Origin of the sequence: Gracilibacillus boraciitolerans JCM 21714, from assembly GCF_000521485.1 — a bacterium.
Lineage (GTDB): Bacteria > Bacillota > Bacilli > Bacillales > Amphibacillaceae > Gracilibacillus > Gracilibacillus boraciitolerans.
Map to the genome: position 1 here is coordinate 65,151 of NZ_BAVS01000006.1, position 16,919 is coordinate 82,069.

A 16,919-nucleotide genomic window follows, 5' to 3' on the forward strand; every position below is an offset into this window, starting at 1 on the left:
ATTCATCGCCTCTTTACAATTTTACATTTTCCTTCGCTTGTTTCATCTCATGGTGCATCAAATGTAATAACCTTGATAATTGAACCATATCTTCCTCTTTAACATTCGTGAGAACTTCTCCTAAATAGTGCTGTCGTTTCTTAATAACTTCTTGAATAATTATTTTTCCTCTTTCTAGCAAATGGATCCTGACTACTCGTCGATCTTTCGTATCTTTGACACGTTCGACTACATCATTCTTTTCCATGCGATCGACAAGATCAGTTGTTGTACTGAAAGCCAAATTAATTTTTTTAGATAGTTCACCTAATGTCAAATCTCCCTCTTCCAATAAAAATTGCAAGGCAATAAACTGCGGAGTCGTAATCGGATAATTATTTAATATTTCTCTACCTTTTTGTTTTATAATTCCCGAAATAAATCTCAACTCTTTTTCTATATCTGCAATTTGTTCTGATTCTTTTGTATTCGCCACACTAATAACGTCCCTTCAAGTAAATACATATCATTACTATAACATTTTTTGAAGTAAGTTTGTTGTAAAAACACTATGAAAAAGCGTTAAGCATAGGCTCAACGCTTGTATATCTCAAATTAAAAGTGAATTATATACTTTTATTATTTAAAAAGAGTTTAATAATAATTATTTGCATAAAATACAAAAACACGATAAAAGTCTTCCTAAATCTTATTATTCTACTATGTCCCACGTTAAAGCTGTTCCTCTGGAAATGTTTTTATTTACTTTTTTGCCGAGTAAAACATCATAATATTTCGGTGCTAACCCAAATCCCGGCCTGATTACTCGCAGATTTGATTTAGTTAGTTCTTCTCCTTTCTGCATATCTTCTGTAATATATAAGGAACGTCGATAGCTTTTAGAGTTTATTTCAGCTTCGGTTGGTCCATAGTGCACGTTTCCGATAGCTTGCCATGCACTCTTCGACTCCTCTACCAGCATACGGAGTTCATGAGGTTCTAAAGAAAAGCTAGCATCTACTCCTCCATCTTCTCTGGATAATGTGAGATGTTTTTCGATTACTGAAGCACCGAGAACCACACTAGCTATTGCCGTTCCTATGCCTAACGTATGATCCGACAAGCCTACCTGACATTGAAATACCTCCTTCATATTTGGAATGGTCTTCAGATTGGAATGCATTGGAGAGGCTGGATAAGTACTTGTGCATTTCAATAAAATAATGTCCTCACAACCTGCATTTTTCGCTGTTAGTACCGTTTCATCAATTTCAGCAATTGAGGACATCCCTGTTGAAATAATCATTGGTTTCTTCGTACTTGCTACTTTTTTTATTAATGGTATATCCGTACATTCAAAGGAGGCAATTTTATAACAGGGGGGGACATTTAATGTTTCCAAAAAATCAACAGCAGATTCATCAAAGGGTGAACTAAAACCAATCATACCAAGTTCCTTACAACGATCAAAAATAGCCTGATGCCATTCCCACGGAGTATATGCTTGCTGATATAGTTCATGCAGTGACTGATTATGCCATGGACTTTTTTTATCTGATACAACAAAATCTGTAGACCTTGTAGAGATAGTCATCGTATCTGCAGTATATGTCTGAATTTTTAAAGCATCTGCACCGGCTATCGCTGCTGCTTCCACAATTTTCATTGCTGTAAATAAGGACTGATTATGGTTACCAGACATTTCAGCAATAATGAAAGGTGAATATTTCATACCAATTTTCTTATGAAGGATCGTAATGTCCGACATTTATAAACCTCCATTCCTACTTTCCCATTCGTCTTGAAATAATGCCAAAGTGATAACATCGTATAGCTTTTTATCTTTTTGAATATGCTGTTTGAATCTTCCCTCTATTTTAAAGCCTAACTTTTGATGAAAATGCAAGCTTGCTAGATTTGTTTCGATTACTTCCGCACATATTTTTCTTATTCCTAATTGGATCATATGATTGATGCTAATGTAGCCATCCTTGTTCCAGAACCAGCAGGCGCTGTTTCTTCACCAATATAAAACCCCCCCCAATAGCAACGATTATGTTGCACACATATATCATAAAATTGAACAAAACCTAAAGGTATATCTTCCTGTAAAAAAACAAAAATCTTTTTACTTGAATCATCTTTCACTCGCTGAAACCATCCCAGATGTTCCTCCCAGCTAATCTCTTTATCACTGTACATGTACTGTTTAATACGATTACTGTTTCGCCATTTTAAGATTTGAGCTAAATCCGGTTCTTCTATCAATCTAAGTTGAAAGATGCTCATAATTAATTTCCCTCCACCATATATCGAGCTATCGCTTCATCTTCTACACTTGCTGCAAATGCTTTTAATCTAATTCTCATTGCTCTCCATTCTGTTGTATCATTCAAATGAGAACTTAATATCTTTTGTATTTTACCTGTTGAGACATCTTTACTTTTACCTAAGTGACACAGGAAACCAATTGAATCAAGGTAGTTTAAAATCTCATGTTGATTTAAGGCTGTCTCAATCGTAAAAGTAGGTACCTGAAGATAACATCTTTCCCACGTAGTTGTCCCTCCTGCACCTATTGCCAGATCAGCTGTTGCCATCAATGCAGCCATTTGTTTTGTATCGGTATGAATACTTATAGCAGGATTGTGATTTGCATATGCTTGTATCCGTTTAATTTCTGGATGTTTTGTGCTAATAATCGTGTTAATTTCAAGATCATAATCGGAAAAATCCGTGATTGCCTCCAAGGTTTTACAAGTTTCATTCGTAGGATCTGTTCCACCAAATGATATGAATATGTTTTTAATAAATGGGTGAGGAGTTTTCATGAGAGCTGTTTGTCTAAATTCCTCTCGCAGCAACAAGTATTTAGGACCTAATAGTAATTTCGCTTTTGCTGGTACAAGATTTACATAGCGTTTTTCTATATTCTGCAATAAGTTTTGATCCACTAATGTATCACAATAATGTTTTCTGTTTGCTAGGTCATCAATAACGATTACGTGTTGCACATTACCATTAACCACCTTTTCCCATCTTTCTTCTAGTGCATAATGATCTACAACTAAATAATCAATATTTGGATATTGTCGAATTAAATTTTTAGTGTGATGTGCATCCAACTCCCAATTATTTTCAATGAATGCTACGTGTTGATCTGCTGTTGTCACCAAGTAAGGCAACACTAGTAGTGTAAAGTCATTTTCTATTATTAAATGATTGAGATTGCCCGGGAAATGATGACTAATAAAGGTAATTTCTGCATCTCTTTTCCGTAATTGTTCCGCTAGTACCAAACACCTTCTAAGATGGCCTGTTCCGATCTGAAATGAGCTATCCACCCGAAAAACAACGCGCATTATTTCACCAATCCTTTTGTTTAACATCCACGTTTATTTGATACCATTCTGGATGATCGTCCAATAATCTCAACACATCATTAAATGAAAAGTAAGGGTCACCAGAATATAATGCGATCAGTATATGTTGTATCAATTGAAAATCTTCTATCGTGTCCACCGTCCAGCGATGAAAACTAATATCTGTTGGATTACTTACATTCCTCAAACGAAATTTTTCTGGGTGTTCCAACAAATAATTAGTGACATGTTCCCGATAGCTAGTGCTGGTCGCCCATTGATTCACTTTTATTAATGCTTCTTGTGAGAAGACTTCGATGTCAAGACCTCTTGGATATGTTCTATTGATAACATTTGAGACATAATCAACATCTTGCTCGCGTTTAAATACTTCAATCAATTGATCAATTAATACTGGATCCAGTAAAGGACAATCCGCAGTCAAACGCACAATAATATCTGCGTTTGCTTCTTTGGTAGCCTCAACATATCTAGTTAAAACATCTTGCTCTGATCCTCGATATACTTTTATGTTTTGACTCATGCAAAGATCAACAATACAGTCATCATTTGCTAATGTCGTTGTAGCGACAATGATTTCATCCAGATAATTTGATTTACGGACTCGTGCTAATTGATAATATAATAATGGTTTATCCATTACTTCTCGCAGTACTTTACCTGGCAGTCGAGAAGAGCCCATCCGTGCTTGAATAATCGCTACAACTTTCATGTTTTCACCTCGTAATGCCGTAATACTTTTTTTACTGCTTCTATAACATCATTAACATCCTGGTTTGTCATTTTAGGGAATAGCGGCAAAGTTATCATTTCTTCATATAATAATTCAGCATGTGGACATATCCCTTTTTTATAGCCCATTTTTTGATAATAAGGATGATAATAGACTGGAATATAGTGGACATTTACTCCAATATTTTCTTTTTGAAGCGCTTGAAATATCTCTGTTCTACCCACCGTCAACCTATTAAGGTGAAGTCTAACAATATATAAATGCCAGCTTGATTCGATATCATCTAATTGAAAAGGCGTTGTTAATAAATCAAAATTTTGAAACGCTTCTGTATATTGATGAGCAATAGCTTTTCTTTTATTTAAAAAAGCATCTATTTTTTTTGCCTGATTCGTTCCTAACGCAGCCTGAATATCTGTCATTCGATAATTAAACCCTAAAGACTGCATTTCGTAATACCATGGCTGATGTTTTATGGATATTTTTTCTTGTTCTCGTACGATACCGTGGTTCCGAAAAGTTCTTAGCTTCTGATAATATTGCTTATTATTAGTGGTAATTAATCCACCCTCCCGGTTGTTATGTGCTTCACTGGATGAAAACTAAACATCGTCATATCAGCTAATGAACCTACCTTCTCACCATGATAAACTGCTCCTAGTCCATGCGCAGCATCTGAAATAAAAGGAATTTGGTAACGAGTTGCGATGTTTCGAATTGCCTGATAATTGACTGGCTGCCCAGTAAAATCTACCGTAATAATCGCTTTTGTCTGATCATTTATGACATTTTCTATTGATTCTGGAGAAATATTGTATGTCTTGGAGTCAATGTCAGCAAAAACGACTTCACCACCTTGATATTTTATCGCATTTGCTGTTGCAGCAAACGTCATTGGAGTGGTGATTACTTGATCTTTTTCCTTAATTCCTGCTGCATAACAAGCGGCATGAAGGGCAGCTGTTCCACTTGAAAAAGCGACAGCAAATTGACTGCCAACATATGCAGCAATTGTATTTTCAAACACTTCGATCATTGGACCAGTCGTTAGGTACTCACTTTTTAATACTTTAACAACAGCATCCATATCTGATTGATCTACATCTTGTTTTCCATATGGTAAATAATTTTTTCTTATTGGTGTTCCGCCTTCAATTGCTAATCGATTTGTTTCCATTTATCAACATCCTTTCTAAATAAGATTTGTTGATTTAATCCATTGTTCGGTTTTCTGTAAGCCTTCTTCTAAACTAAATACAGGTTGCCATCCTAGCATATCTTTTGCCTTTTGATAGTTACATAACAATTTCGGGATTTCACTTTGAGGGTGAATATGTGGTATATGTCGTATTCGTGTTTTGTCTTTTACAATCATTTCCGCCAAGTCATTAATGCTAATATCTTTACCAAACCCCCGCATTAATAATTTCACCGTTCGCTCGCTCCGAGTATCCTGACTCCACCACGAATCGCGCACAATCTTCGACATATAATAAATCTCTAGTTTGGGTTCCATCTCCATAAATCGATAGAGTATTTCCACTTAATTTATTCTTCAAAAACACAGCCACGACTCCACCTTCTCCTCCCGTCTTTTGAAACGGACCATACGTATTAAATGGACGAATCACTGTTACTGGAAGTTGATAGGCATGGAAATACGATAATACCATGTTTTCAGCCGCTAATTTGGAGCCTGCGTAAGGACTTGCTGGTTTTACCGGATAACCTTCTGAAATACCCGTAAGTTCACTTGCTTTTTCATAGACCATACATGTACTCATAAAGACCATCTTCACACGATGTTTGCGACATTCTTCAAGTAAATGAAACGTTCCAATTACATCATTCGCGAATGTTGTTTGCGGTTGTTCAATGCTGTCTTGAACGTTAATACTTGCTGCAAGGTGGTAACATATATCAAAATTATTTTCAAAAAGAGTAGCCAAACAAGCTTTATCCTTAATATCTCCAGACACAAACTCTTGAAAATTTTCATTATCTGTAAGTGTTTCAAGATTCTCTAAACGACCATTTGACAAATCATCGACTACCCATACATCATGCTTATCCTTTAACAGTTTTTCTACTACCCATCTTCCGATAAAACCGGTACCACCCGTTACAAGAATTTTCACAGGTATCATCCTCTCTTCTTTTTAAAAATTCTTAATGTGTAATTCGTCAATTTCTTTTAATGATTTTTTCATTTCTTTGCTCCCTTCGATAATTCTTCAACTAAATTTAATAAACGTTGACCAGATGAACTTTGATCTGGATAAGCATATGATATAAATTTTTGTCGCTTTTTTTCTGCGATATTTCGCCACTTGGCATTGATGAAATATAGATGAATTAGTGATGCAAGCTTAGTAGGATCTTTTTGGACAAAAGGAGTTAATTGATCATAATATCCTGTATAACTTGGTAAGGTCGTCTGCAAGACAAAAACAGGTTTCCCAACTAACATTGCTTCTAATACCACTGTCGAGGCGTAAGATACAACTACATCTACATGTTGTAAAATCTCGTAAAGTGTTAACTTGTTTGTGGAACGAATAAATGGATATTTCAGTTGCAATACATGTTTATGATCATTAGGAAAATCACGTATTATAATATTAATATCTAACAGTTTCTTTATTTGCTTAATCAACAATTGCCATTTCTTCGCAAATCGATTGCCTCTTACAATCAGTAATAATATTTTCTTTTGTTTATCTAAGTTTAGTCTCTTTAAAAATTGATTTCTAGTTAATGTCGTTTTCTCTAATGCTTGATCAAATCGTGGATGACCGATTACTCGAATCGATTCTGCTGAAGCTCCGTTTGCTACATACCAATCTTTTTCAAATTGACCATAGACTGCATCAATAGTAGCAAGCTTTGGTAAGAATCCAAATTCATTACCAAGAATGCCGTGTTGCATACAAATGGTAGGAATCCCTTTTTGGCAGCAACAAATGCCATTACTCTGCCAAAATGATTTGGACTCGAAATAATAATTGTAGATAGTGAGATCTTTTTAATCAGTTGTTCTGCCATGTCTATTTGATTAATAACAAATGCAATCTTGTGCTTTAACATATGGCGAACGGATAGGTCCTGATAAACATAATGGCTTGAAAACCGCTTTAAAATCGTATCTATTTGTTTTTGAATTTTCACTTTTGCTTGCATTGTATTTGTTCTGTAATCTTGAAGATAAATTTGATTTTTTGTAGCTTTATCTTGTGGATATTTATAGGTTTTTATTGTTATCAAATGGGTCCTATTAAAATACTTTGTTATGATCGTCATTGGTATCCGGATCAATGGATCATCTAATATAGCAACAGGAGCTTTTCGTGACAAAAAGGGCACTTTAATTGTGTCTAAGTAATTGCTAAACAGCTGTTGTATTTGATTTCGATTAGTAACACGTGAAGTAAGCCTTTTAGTAAAATCTGGTTGGGCTATTTCCTTCCACAGTGAACCATGAGGACGAATGATACTTGGAAAATGAACGAGGTAAGATAATCGGTAACCACGATAAATAACTTCTTTAAAATCTTCAATGAAATCAAGGTATAAAGACCAATAATTTGTTGTATAGGTATTCATTTTGTCCTCCTTTCTAATTCGTAAGACGTTTAATCAATTGTTTTAACCGATCGAAAGACCTTTTATTGCTTGGATAAGCATAACTCAAGAACTGAGAACGTTTTTTTTCGGCATAGTTTCTATAAGAGGTTTTGGTCAAAAAGGCAATTACTTGCTCCGCTAATACAAGAGGATCTTGTTGTATAAGTGGTTGTAGATTCTGAAAGTAACCTGTTTTCCCTTTAAAATTTTTATCTAAAATGAATACCACTCGTTCTGATAGCATCGCTTCTAATCCAACGGTTGAGGAATAGGTAATCACAGCATCAACATGTGGAAAGATATCATAAATTGTATATCCTTTTATTGCATATACATTGGTAAATTCCTTTGTAAGTGGGTGCGGTTGGGAACTTGGATAATTTTTGATGATTATGTTACATTTTTGTTTATTATTTAGTACTTGAATAAACTTGCGCCATTGATTAATATCCTCTTTTCCACGCACAGCTATCATAATTGTTTTTCTGTATTTTCTAAGTCCTAACTTTTTAATAAATGTTGGTTGATCGACTTTAGCAGGACTATATATTTGATCGAAACGAGGATGACCTACAATCTCTAATGCAGTTGGATCGACTCCAAGATTTTGGTACCAGTCTTTTTCAAACTGTCCATAAACAGCATCAACAGTTGCAATTTTAGGAATATATCCCAATTCACTCGATATAATGCCGTGTTGCATGCATATCGTTGGTATTCCTTGCGTGGAACCTACTACCGCTAAAATACGATTTATAAAACTGTGGGTGGTTGATACAACAAAACAAGAAATACTAACTTTCTTGAGTAATCGGTTAGTTATCTCTATATAAGTGATCACAGATGCTATAGTAAGCTGTAACCATTTTTGAAACGCTGGTTTCTGATAAAGGGGGGGATGATTCTCTTTCTGCGAGAGTATTTTTCTTGCTTGTTGTTGTACTTGTTTGATTTGTGTTTCAACATTAATGCTAAAGTCACCTAAATAATAGATAGACATATTTTTAATAATAGAAGGATTATTTCTCTTTTTAATTTTTATCACCGCAGTATTGATAAGTTGTGTCTTATTTTTAGGTTTTGTTGAACGATTTATTTTTTGATTTTTTTTGGATGTCCCATTTGTTAATATAACTGTATCTTGTGATGAAAATTGCTGATGATTGTTTGATTTAGGAAAACGCAACAATTTATCTACTGTAATTACTACCTTACCATCCTTCTTAAATGGTGCTACTCGATGCTTTTCTGTAAATATCTGAAACATTTCTTGAATATCCTTTGATGAAGATGCTTTTCTTTTCATAATGTTGATATAGGATTCGTTTTCTAAATCATTCAAAAGAACTGGATTTCGCAGGACATAACTTGGAAGATGACAGAAATAAACTAAAGAAAATCCACCAAACGTTAATGATGCAAAGTCACGAAGAAAATCCATATACAATGACCAATAATTTTCCAAAAATGTATCCATGATTTCCTCCTTCTTTACCTTTTATCAAGTAATCCTGCTTCTAGCAACAATTGATGTAATTGATGTTTCGTTACCACTTCTTGATCGTTAGATCGGTATGTTCCTCGCTTCACTTTTTTGGAATCAGAATATAAACTCTTAGAATCAGATGGAATCACGAACATATCATCCAACTCCCATGCATGTTGGGATTCATCGTATGTCATTAGCTCTTCATACATTTTTTCACCAGGCTTTAGGCCAATAAGTTCAGTAGAAATGGAAAGTCCTGATTGTTGTATTAATAGATCCGCTAAATCTCCTAAGCGTATGACTGGCATTTTCAAGACAAATACTTCTCCGCCTTTTGACTCCTTTAATGCCTGTAAAGTCAAACTGGTAGCTTGTGACAAAGTCATCATAAATCTTGTCATTTCAGGATCTGTAATAGTAATTAATTGATTGGTTTTGATTTGTTCTTGAAAAAGAGGAATAACAGATCCTCGAGATCCCATCACATTTCCAAAGCGGACACTCACAAATGTAGTAGCACTTGAAGATGGTGCAGCTAGTAGCCGTTCAGCAATCAATTTCGTTGCTCCATAGGTATTAGTTGGAGATATTGCCTTGTCTGAGCTAGTAAATATAACTTTTTTTACATTATTTTTAATAGCTGCACTTCTAATATTTGAACTACCTATAATATTTGTTTCCACTGCTTCTAGTGGATTTTCTTCACATGCATCCACACGTTTCATTGCCGCCAAATGGAAAACAAAATCTACATCTCTCATGACTTCTTCTAGCCTATTTAAATCACGAATATCGCCGATAAGAAATTGTAAAACGGAATGATGATGAAACCTTTCGCGAACTTGATGTTGTTTATGTTCATCACGACTAAATATTTTGATTTTTTTGGATTATCGTTTAATATTTCTTTAACCACGCTTGTACCGATTGTCCCGGTACCTCCGATCACTAATATCGTTTTATCTTTAAAAAACACAGCGGCTCCCTCTTTCCTATCTACGCAATTTTTTCTGGTTATACTGTATATGTATATAGTTAAAACATAGAACAGTTAACGACCGCAGCCTATGAAAAAAACCCATTTTTTCCTTTACACATCAAACAGACAATGTAATATGTCTTACTTCTAGGATGGTTACCGATAAAACGGGCAGGAAGGAGAGGACTACTCCTCTCCTTCCTGCCCGTTTTCTTCTTCATCGTTCTGTAATTCTACTTCGATATCTATTGGCTGATTTAGTTCTAGTTTGAAGGGAAACTTTCCAATAGGCTTTTCTGGTATACATGGATCGCTAACAGGAAAAATGACTGGGCATTGTGCTGGCATTATTGGTGGTGGGCAGGGCGGGAATGGTAAGATATCACGTGGTTGACATAAATCTGCTACAAGTTCTAATGTAACATCAAATGTTGATTGAATGCTTTGACATATTTTTACAGAAACTGTCACATTTAACTCATCAATTTCTGTACTTGATCCCATATCACAATTAACCGCACATACAAAACAGTCCAAGTCTGTGTAAGTTACATCAATATCAGTCCCATCAGGCGCACATAAAATCACTTGCTCACATTTAGTAAAAAAGGCTGAACCAACTTCAATCATGCGTCCTCCAAGTTCAGCAATTAATGGGACAAAAACATTAACATCAAAATTTTTACGTATATTTATAATTTGTAGTTTGATTTCTTCCCCCCCATCTATTATAAATTCTTGATCTTCTCGATCTAACACTATAATTGGATCGACTTCAGCTGGGGTAACTGTGCATGTAACAGCACTCTGATCAATATCATCACACTCTAATTGGACACCTGTAACAGGATTAACAGGTAATTCTAAGCCATCTACCATTAATTCGAATGTCGCTTCATTAAGAATCCAATCATACACTTTTTCTGTATTAATACAAAGAAGTTCTTGTCTTCTAGTTTGTTTTTCTAATGTCATTATTATTACACACCTCCATTTAACTTCAATTCCTTATTAGCCTATGAACGGAAAAGAAAAACGTTAAAAATACTTACTGATTCTCACCATTCAGCACGATAAACATAGGTTAATATTAGGCAGTAGTCTTTAAAAGGAGATGAGATAATGAGGGAAGAAAAATCAGAGCTGGATATCGACAATCTGACAGGAATTGTATCTGAATTACAACAAGAAGTACAATTGATTAAAAATGAGGTGGGAAAATTAAGGTTAAATACTTTAATCGAAAAATTACATGTATTTATTGAAAATAGCGAAGAGCAATTTAAAAATATGAAACAAGATATTTATACACAAAAACAAGATATAGAACAATTAAAACAATCTCTTCCAAAGAATTTATCTAGACGTCCATCCGAATTTCGGCAATTACAAAAGATGTTGCAATCCGTAAAACAAAATGAAACGATTCGCAACCCAACAAATAAATTCACTCCCACTAAGGTCGAAATCACATCGATTAAATCAAAGTATCGTCGTCCATAATATACAAAGTAAAGCCTCGTTTTCACAAATCAACTTCATTCGTCTATACCGATTTATATTTGCTGACTATACTATAGCAAGAAAGATAAAGGAGATGATAGTTGTGAAAGCAAAGCAAATAATTACTAAAGTAGCGAATTCTTTGAAAACCTCAGATGAACCTATTATCATTACTTCGGCAATTAAGAAAAAGCCAATCAGACGGAGTAAAGGCGGCTGTTGTTTAAAATAATTGGTTAGTTGCCAGCCTTTACTCGATATACATTCTGGGCAACTCTTTCTATATGGCGTTGGAATGATCTCTGTTCAATCAGATCTAATTTATGATAAAACGCCATTATTTCATTTTCAACGAGGGAAAATTTCCTTTTTTGTTTTTGAATCTTTATATTACGTGGTACGGATAATTTAGTAGGTGGTGATGGTAACGAAATACGATTACATAATTGGAGAATACGCTCAAACGAATGGCTATCATTCTCCCAACAGCAATAATGATACAAGCTTCCAGGTGTTTTCTTCACCATATTATAATTTGATATATTGAGGATTGCTTGATGGAGAGTGGCAATATTCTTAACTTGTATTCCAAGTTGATTTGGCAAGGAATTATTTGTTTCAGCAAAAGGAAGAAAGGCAATCACTGGTTTATCTAATAAAAAAGCTTCCATTCCGGATGTACAACCATTATGGATAATTACTTTTGCTGCAAGTAACCATTTAATTATAGAACCCTCGTGTATAACATGAACATTTTGAAGCTGTTTAAATGTTTGTTGATAAGACCTGATATTTTCACCTGGGTGTGGACGAATAACAATATTTAAATAAGGGAACTCTTTAGCCGTTTCTTCGATCATTTCTTCAAAAGCTAGATACAACTTTTTAATTGGTTCCACATACACATTATCTTTTATTCCTTTCGCACCATTATATAAAGGAAATCTTGTATTGACTAAAATAAAATCCTGATAGTTTTTTTGAATCGTACTAGCTTCCTCCCGATAAATTTCACGATATTTAGCTGTTAATAAATCTAATCTGGGATTACCAACGACTTGGCACTTCTTAGCCATATCCGGATATGCACTTGAGATAATCTGTTTTTGATGCTCACCCCCCCAGCAATATTCCTGAACGATGTATTGTAACATGTCTTTTCGCATTCGATCCCTGATATATTTAAATTTTTCGATCAATAATCCTTCTTCATCTAATTCTACAATAGATTGTCCATTCTCTATCGCTCTTGTTATCGTTCTTTTTCTAAACCCTTTAGGACCTCCCTTCGCAAAGAAAATACCATTAGGAAAATGCGTAGTCAATTCTGTTACCATTGGATGATCCCCCCCAATTATTACCTGATAGCCTTGCTGAATCGCATAATAGGAGAGTAGCAATTTCGCATCTAATTCACGTACTTTTACTTCAATTGGAATATAAATCCATCTATTACTTGTCATCTGCATCATTTCCTTTCGTCCTATTTCTTAACAGGTCGATTACTTCAACAAATGCAAGGCGATTATCTTCCATATACCTATCTAACACTTCCGATAACTCTACAAAGTTTTCATTATTATTAATGCCATTATCGACATTTTCTGTTTTCATAAGTAAATACAATATTAATAAATGTAATGTATCATTCTCCAGATAGACAAAACTATTATTTCTATTTGATTGGTCTTCTTGCGTGATTCGTTCTAAAGATTCTTTCATATATTGTTGTATAAGCTGATTCATTTGAAAAGATGAATGATCTCTATTTTTTTCATCTGTCTGTTCCTCCTCTTCACGATCTGTTATAGTACCGTTAAGGTTAATTTGATTTAACGCATGGATACCGTCTGGTAACTCATTACCATATGTAAAACCTTGTATCGTACCTGCATAAGTAGAAGTTGGTTCCCATTTTAATTGAAAATTAGAAAATGTCAGTATTTCTCCAGGATCGACGGATTCTTTTTGTGTAGGCTTTAACCATATTTCCTTTTTATCAGTTGCTTCATTAATTCGTTCCCATGCATTCGATAATCGAACCGTTTTTTTAGAGTTTGGATATAAATACTTGCCCGACAAATTAAAATCGATGTTAGCGGTAATTTTGATACCGATATGTGGATTCATTAATGATTGCGTTCCCAGGTTTTGAATATGAAAGGAGCCAATTCCATAATTGACACGGTCCACTTGATGTGAAAGTTGATACGAAGTTGTAAAATAACAAATAACAATTAATTGTTTGGTTTCCTCTATGTTTTTAATTAAATCTTTCATCTCATTTAAATAAACTGTACTTTCATCCTGCCAGTTCTTTATCTGTTTTTGAAGCCGTTGTTGATTCACCACTCGTCACACCTCCAATTTTGTGTGCTATAAAAAAGAAAGAGAGGAATTCTCCTCTCTTTATCCCTATGTTGACAGTTTATCCGTTATTCCCGTTAGCAGGAAAAACGACAGGGCATTGTGCCGGCATTGATGGTGCCGGGCATGGTGGGAATGGTAAGATATCACGTGGTTGACAGAAATCTGCAACAAGTTCTAGTGTTACATCAAAAGTAGATTGAATGCTTTGACAAAGACGAACGGTTACCGTTACATCTAATTCATCTACTTCTGTAGTTGTTCCAGCGTCACATGATGCAGTACATACAAAGCAATCTAAATCTGTATACGTGACATCTATATCTGTTCCTTCTGGAGCACAAAGAATTACTTGCTCACAACGAGTGAACTCTGCAGAACCAACTTCTACAATATTACCACCTAGTTCTGGTAGCAAATTAACAAAAATAGTTACTTCGAAATTTTTACGGATGTTGACAATTTGTAATGTAACTTCTGCTCCATCTACAATAAACACTTGATTTTCACGACCTAAAATGACTATTGGGTCGACATCTGCAGGAGTAACATCACATGTTACAGAATTTAAATCAATATCATCACATTCTAACTGATCACCAGTAATAGGATTAACTGGTAAATCTAAATCAGACAAACTTAGATCAAATGTAGCTTCATTTAAAATCCAATCATAAACCTTCTCGGTATTAATACACAGAAGTTCCTGTCCTCCTGTTAAATTATCCATTTGCATTGAGCAAACACCTCCAAATAAGATTACTGTCTGTATAACCTATGAACAAACACTACAAAATGTTTTAGTTAAATAGCGGAAAAATCATGATATTAAGTAAGTTAGGTGAATATCATAATAAGGAAAAGCAGCCGCAAATCGATGTTAAGCATGAGTTTGTCTACAATCGGATATATCGACAAAAAAATTGCATGTGTCACGATTTAATGTTTCATCAATAGTATATTAATGAACGATAAAAAGGGTGAATCATATTGTATCAATATAAGCTCTATAATTATCAAGACATTGAAAAACTGAATCGGGAACTTGAAGTATATAAAAAAGTAGTAGAATCAAGGAATGTTGGAAATTCCATTTCGTATTGGGAAACAAAACAGGAGTTAGAAGTGCTTAAGCAGAAATTACAGAAGAATAAAGGAGAAATGAAAGTCATGGAGCAATCCTATCAAAATCAAATTAAAGATTATGTAGATAAAGAACAAAAGATATCCCATCAAATAAATGCCATTCATCATTCTATTCAACAATTAAAAAAAGATGTAACTACAATTAAAGGGGAAGTTAAAGAATTGAGAGTTAACGAGCTGCTCGAGAAAATTAATCAAGTGATCGGACATACAAACCTAGATTTAAATGATGAAAATAAACAAGTCAGTGAGCAAAAACAAAAATTTCAACAGATAAATAAGCAGCACATAAGAAAACGCAACAGCGACTATCGCCAACTTCAACTAATGCTTAAATCTGCTACACCTAAAAAACAGCAAACACCACCATCAAGTCAACAAAAGGTGACAGATTCTAATCAAGTTACTACTAATCCAGGACGACATATGTTTACTGTACAGAATGAAGGAAAAACATTTTATAATACAAAATATGAATGGAATAGGAATATTATTGTTAAGAAGACTACAACAAAAACAGAGAAACTAAAAAAGGAAAAGAAAGAAGAGCAGCTAATGGAGGAAGCATCTATAGTAGCTCAATCAGAAAAAGAAAGCAACCCGTCGCCTTCCATAGAGAATAAACCAGTTGAAGCGGTGCAAAAAAATCAACCGATTGTTCCAGAAATAATTCCAACTGAAAATATTCCAGTTGAAGTAGAGGAAAAAAATGAACCGGTCAGTTCAGAAACAAGCCAAACTGAAAATAAAATAGAAACGGAACATGAAGCTACTAACACTACCAGTGGATTCAAGAAGACTTGGTTATTAGCCAAATCAATATGGAAAAAATAATCGAAGTTCCTTTCGTTATTTATCAGGAAATTGTTAAGGAAGGACAAAATAAACTTCCTAATGAGGCATGTGGTCTAATTACCGGAAAGTCGAAAAAAGTATTAACATTTTGGCCCTTAGTAAATGAAGCACACTCAAGTCATCGCTATTATGTCTCCAAAGAAATTGTTCAGCAGAATCTTCAGAAAATGTATAAAAAGGAGGAACAGTTATTAGCAATTTTCCACACTCACCCTACAACCGCTCCTGTTCCTTCTCCCTATGATATTAAAAATCACCCAGATGACAGCGTAGATATGGTAATTGTCTCATACAAATTCGATCAACCCAAATTAAAGTGGTATACAAAGGTATCTTCCCAATTTAAAAACATTTCTTGGTCACTTGTGAAATGAAATCATAAGGATAATTTCTATACCTAACTTCATCAGCTAGGAAAAAATAGCATTTTCTCCTAGCCTGTTTTTTAACTCTCTTTGTAATGCTTGGCTATCCCTTTCTGAGATCCATTCTGTGTGAATTTGTACTTCTTTATCAGTCTTTAACTTAATCAAAATCATCTTACTTATTAACACAGCGCGTTTCATTTGATCAAATGGAACTGTTCTTCGTGATAACAGATTACCTCTATAAATACTTAATTGTTTTTCTTGTAATTCGACATAGACTTTTCTATGCAAGTTAAAATAATATAATATCTTATACACGCCGAAAGCTACAAATAAAATAGTCAATGCGCCAAAAACGATGTAAGAGCTAATCGTTACATTACGTTGATATACCATTGTAATTACATTAGAGATTATTAAGAAGAGAACATATATTATCCAAAGTCCACTTCGTTTTTTCCAGTTAATATCTAATTTAAATGTAATGCTCAAA

At 34.3% G+C, this 16,919-nt stretch carries 18 protein-coding genes and 3 pseudogenes; 4 read left to right on the forward strand and 17 right to left on the reverse strand.

The window, feature by feature from the left end:
• Positions 1 to 13: 13 nt before the first annotated feature.
• The 13 genes and pseudogenes from JCM21714_RS06235 to JCM21714_RS06290 form a co-directional block, all read right to left on the reverse strand.
• A complete protein-coding gene (locus JCM21714_RS06235) occupies positions 14 to 475 on the reverse strand; it encodes a MarR family winged helix-turn-helix transcriptional regulator (protein ID WP_035722723.1) in 462 nt (153 codons plus the stop codon).
• Positions 476 to 691: 216 nt separating this feature from the next.
• Positions 692 to 1,747, reverse strand: coding sequence for a pseudaminic acid synthase (pseI, locus tag JCM21714_RS06240; protein WP_035722726.1), 1,056 nt, complete (start codon positions 1,745 to 1,747; stop codon positions 692 to 694).
• Positions 1,748 to 1,945 carry a GNAT family N-acetyltransferase gene (locus tag JCM21714_RS18190; RefSeq protein ID WP_052000428.1) on the reverse strand — a complete coding sequence of 66 codons (198 nt, stop codon included), beginning with the start codon at positions 1,943 to 1,945 and terminating at the stop codon, positions 1,748 to 1,750.
• Positions 1,942 to 2,268 carry a hypothetical protein gene (locus JCM21714_RS18195; protein WP_052000429.1) on the reverse strand — a complete coding sequence of 109 codons (327 nt, stop codon included), beginning with the start codon at positions 2,266 to 2,268 and terminating at the stop codon, positions 1,942 to 1,944. The genes JCM21714_RS18190 and JCM21714_RS18195 overlap by 4 nt, the downstream gene beginning before the upstream one ends.
• A 2-nt stretch (positions 2,269 to 2,270) precedes the next feature.
• Positions 2,271 to 3,368 carry a UDP-2,4-diacetamido-2,4,6-trideoxy-beta-L-altropyranose hydrolase gene (pseG, locus tag JCM21714_RS06250; protein WP_084040605.1) on the reverse strand — a complete coding sequence of 366 codons (1,098 nt, stop codon included), beginning with the start codon at positions 3,366 to 3,368 and terminating at the stop codon, positions 2,271 to 2,273.
• On the reverse strand, positions 3,346 to 4,074 hold the full coding sequence (locus tag JCM21714_RS06255; RefSeq protein ID WP_035722729.1) for a cytidylyltransferase domain-containing protein: 729 nt from the start codon (positions 4,072 to 4,074) through the stop codon (positions 3,346 to 3,348). Before JCM21714_RS06255 ends, pseG begins: the two co-directional genes overlap by 23 nt.
• Positions 4,071 to 5,272, reverse strand: a pseudogene (pseC, locus tag JCM21714_RS06260) (UDP-4-amino-4,6-dideoxy-N-acetyl-beta-L-altrosamine transaminase). The gene JCM21714_RS06255 and the pseudogene pseC overlap by 4 nt, the downstream one beginning before the upstream one ends.
• Before the next feature lie 15 nt (positions 5,273 to 5,287).
• A pseudogene (locus tag JCM21714_RS06265) lies at positions 5,288 to 6,233 on the reverse strand (dTDP-glucose 4,6-dehydratase).
• 68 nt (positions 6,234 to 6,301) lie between these two features.
• Complete coding sequence (locus JCM21714_RS06270) at positions 6,302 to 7,024, reverse strand: CDP-glycerol glycerophosphotransferase family protein (RefSeq protein ID WP_035722732.1); 723 nt, start codon at positions 7,022 to 7,024, stop codon at positions 6,302 to 6,304.
• The gene (locus tag JCM21714_RS06275; protein WP_035722735.1) at positions 6,928 to 7,698 is read right to left on the reverse strand and encodes a hypothetical protein; all 771 of its coding nucleotides are present in this window, start codon (positions 7,696 to 7,698) and stop codon (positions 6,928 to 6,930) included. Before JCM21714_RS06275 ends, JCM21714_RS06270 begins: the two co-directional genes overlap by 97 nt.
• Positions 7,699 to 7,711: 13 nt before the next feature.
• Positions 7,712 to 9,196, reverse strand: a complete 1,485-nt coding sequence (locus JCM21714_RS06280) for a CDP-glycerol glycerophosphotransferase family protein (RefSeq protein WP_035722738.1) — start codon at positions 9,194 to 9,196, stop codon at positions 7,712 to 7,714.
• Positions 9,197 to 9,210: 14 nt separating this feature from the next.
• A pseudogene (locus JCM21714_RS06285) lies at positions 9,211 to 10,184 on the reverse strand (polysaccharide biosynthesis protein).
• Between the two features lie 189 nt (positions 10,185 to 10,373).
• On the reverse strand, positions 10,374 to 11,162 hold the full coding sequence (locus tag JCM21714_RS06290; RefSeq protein ID WP_035722740.1) for a BMQ_0737 family morphogenetic spore coat protein: 789 nt from the start codon (positions 11,160 to 11,162) through the stop codon (positions 10,374 to 10,376).
• Positions 11,163 to 11,309: 147 nt separating this feature from the next.
• Here JCM21714_RS06290 and JCM21714_RS06295 point away from each other — a divergent pair, with 147 nt between their 5' ends.
• The gene (locus JCM21714_RS06295; RefSeq protein ID WP_035722742.1) at positions 11,310 to 11,690 is read left to right on the forward strand and encodes a hypothetical protein; all 381 of its coding nucleotides are present in this window, start codon (positions 11,310 to 11,312) and stop codon (positions 11,688 to 11,690) included.
• Positions 11,691 to 11,793: 103 nt separating this feature from the next.
• Entirely contained in the window at positions 11,794 to 11,922 is a 129-nt protein-coding gene (locus JCM21714_RS22840; protein ID WP_268748303.1) for a hypothetical protein, read from the forward strand.
• A 4-nt stretch (positions 11,923 to 11,926) separates the two neighbouring features.
• Here the strand turns inward: JCM21714_RS22840 and JCM21714_RS06300 are convergent, their stop codons facing one another.
• From JCM21714_RS06300 to JCM21714_RS06310, 3 genes are all read right to left on the reverse strand, one after another.
• Positions 11,927 to 13,162: a surface carbohydrate biosynthesis protein gene (locus tag JCM21714_RS06300; protein WP_084040606.1), complete on the reverse strand. Its 1,236-nt coding sequence runs from the start codon at positions 13,160 to 13,162 to the stop codon at positions 11,927 to 11,929.
• A complete protein-coding gene (locus JCM21714_RS20485) occupies positions 13,143 to 14,042 on the reverse strand; it encodes a hypothetical protein (protein WP_200868436.1) in 900 nt (299 codons plus the stop codon). Before JCM21714_RS20485 ends, JCM21714_RS06300 begins: the two co-directional genes overlap by 20 nt.
• A gap of 76 nt (positions 14,043 to 14,118) precedes the next feature.
• Entirely contained in the window at positions 14,119 to 14,793 is a 675-nt protein-coding gene (locus JCM21714_RS06310) for a BMQ_0737 family morphogenetic spore coat protein (protein WP_035722746.1), read from the reverse strand.
• A 254-nt stretch (positions 14,794 to 15,047) separates the two neighbouring features.
• Between JCM21714_RS06310 and JCM21714_RS06315 the strand changes: the two genes are divergently transcribed.
• Both JCM21714_RS06315 and JCM21714_RS06320 read left to right on the forward strand, forming a co-directional pair.
• Positions 15,048 to 16,037: a hypothetical protein gene (locus JCM21714_RS06315; RefSeq protein ID WP_035722748.1), complete on the forward strand. Its 990-nt coding sequence runs from the start codon at positions 15,048 to 15,050 to the stop codon at positions 16,035 to 16,037.
• On the forward strand, positions 16,025 to 16,432 hold the full coding sequence (locus JCM21714_RS06320; RefSeq protein WP_035722750.1) for a M67 family metallopeptidase: 408 nt from the start codon (positions 16,025 to 16,027) through the stop codon (positions 16,430 to 16,432). Before JCM21714_RS06315 ends, JCM21714_RS06320 begins: the two co-directional genes overlap by 13 nt.
• Positions 16,433 to 16,468: 36 nt before the next feature.
• On the opposite strand, the gene JCM21714_RS06325 is transcribed toward JCM21714_RS06320, so the two are convergent.
• Positions 16,469 to 16,918: a YdbT family protein gene (locus tag JCM21714_RS06325; RefSeq protein ID WP_035722751.1), complete on the reverse strand. Its 450-nt coding sequence runs from the start codon at positions 16,916 to 16,918 to the stop codon at positions 16,469 to 16,471.
• Position 16,919: the final 1 nt, after the last annotated feature.